This window comes from Pontimicrobium sp. MEBiC01747 (genome assembly GCF_053601635.1).
The window spans coordinates 1-1,625 of the sequence record NZ_JBSHNS010000440.1; the positions used below are offsets into that span (position 1 = coordinate 1).

Here is a 1,625-nt window from a genome sequence, read left to right on the forward strand (position 1 = left end):
GTTATGGCCTATTTAAAAAAACAAGTTCTTTTCATCACAAAAAACATTGCTTCTAAAAATGACTATAAAACTTATTGCCATAGGCAAAACCGACAATAAGCAATTACTCACTTTAATTGAAGATTACCAGAAACGTTTAAGTTTCTATATTAAATTTTCTTTTGATATTATTCCAGATATAAAAAATGTTAAAAACTTAAGTGAAGCGCAACAAAAACAAAAAGAAGGCGAGCTTATTTTAAAAAAATTAAGTAATACGGATGTTTTAATGCTTTTGGATGAAAACGGAAAACAAATGGACTCAGTTGGCTTTTCTAATTATTTACAGAAACACATGAATTCTGGTATAAAACAACTTGTTTTTGTTATTGGTGGCCCTTATGGGTTTTCTCAAGATGTGTATAATAAAGCACAAGGTAAAATCTCCTTATCTAAAATGACATTTTCTCACCAAATGGTACGTTTATTTATTATTGAACAATTGTATCGAGGCTTCACTATTTTACGAAATGAGCCTTATCACCATAGATAAATCTATTTCCTTACCAAAGTTAGTAATTCTTTATTTCCAGAACGACTCATTACCAACTCTAAAGTATCTGTAGTAAAGGTTTTCATTTCTACTGCTATTTCTAATTTTCCTTTTGGTGTACAGTACAATCGGTCATTCATTATTTTATATTCTCCGGTAGTATCATTACCTCCTATTTTTGAAGCATAGGTTTTATCTTCATTAAATTTAAAATAAACATTGTTATTACAATTATCGCTTCCTGTAGTAACATTAGTCCAACTAGAACAAACCCACTCACCTTTTAGTTTTTTGTATTGTTCTGCATTATTACAAGATATAAATGATAAAATTGTGGCTAGTAAGATTACTTTTTTCATGTGCTTATTTTAGGTTATGTACTTATAGTGTATTGTATTATAAACTATAAGTGCCTTTTTTTATATAATGTTACAATTATTTACTTTTCTTTTTATGTCAAGTATTTTTTTATAATAGAACTTCTATTTCCCTGGACTCTTCAGTGGTATTTTTAGCTCTATGCAATTTATTTTTAAGTGTTTTAATAACTTTAATTTTCGCTTTAGTGTTTAAGTTTTGTATATTATCAACCAACTTACCAAACACTAAATTAGTCCATTATTAATTACAACTATTTTTACTATTCATGAATAAAGCACCTAACTTTTTCTGTGTAATATTTCTTTTATTTTCTATAGGTTTAGTTTCTCAGAATAAGATAAATTGTGAAAACTTTTATTTAGAAGACATAATAATTAATGAGGAAGAAAATATTAAGGAGTTATTTTTTAATCTATGTAGTGATTTAGAAACCAATCCAAAAAAAGTTTTAGAATATATTTCGTTCTATAATGATAAGAATGATATTTCTACAGATCAAAAAATAGTTTTAAACCTTTTAGAGTCTTATGCGTATGGTAATTTAAGTATAAATCGCAATAGCTATATTGCAATGAATAATGCTTACCGGCAAATAGAAAACACAAACAACAAGCTTTTAAAAGCTATAGTAACTGCTGGATATGGTTATTGGATTAGTAAATTTAATATAGACAGTACTACAAGAATTAATGTTTTTAATGCAGCATTGAAT

Annotated in this window: 3 protein-coding genes; 2 read left to right on the top strand and 1 reads right to left on the bottom strand. The window is 26.6% G+C overall.

Features of this window, described 5'->3' with window-relative positions:
• The first annotated feature begins 58 nt into the window (after positions 1-58).
• A complete protein-coding gene (gene rlmH / locus ACVC2P_RS14395; protein ID WP_452599153.1) occupies positions 59-532 on the top strand; it encodes a 23S rRNA (pseudouridine(1915)-N(3))-methyltransferase RlmH in 474 nt (157 codons plus the stop codon).
• A 2-nt stretch (positions 533-534) separates the two neighbouring features.
• On the opposite strand, the gene ACVC2P_RS14400 is transcribed toward rlmH, so the two are convergent.
• Entirely contained in the window at positions 535-891 is a 357-nt protein-coding gene (locus ACVC2P_RS14400; RefSeq protein WP_452599154.1) for a lipocalin family protein, read from the bottom strand.
• A 287-nt stretch (positions 892-1,178) separates the two neighbouring features.
• Here ACVC2P_RS14400 and ACVC2P_RS14405 point away from each other — a divergent pair.
• On the top strand, positions 1,179-1,625 hold a 447-nt coding region (locus tag ACVC2P_RS14405), incomplete at its 3' end, for a hypothetical protein (RefSeq protein ID WP_452599155.1).

What these genes read in the sequence shown, in the direction of transcription:
- rlmH (WP_452599153.1), top strand. Translation starts at nt 59, where the DNA reads ATGACTATAAAACTTATTGCCATAGGCAAAACCGACAATAAGCAATTA.
- ACVC2P_RS14400 (WP_452599154.1), bottom strand. Translation starts at nt 891, where the DNA reads ATGAAAAAAGTAATCTTACTAGCCACAATTTTATCATTTATATCTTGT.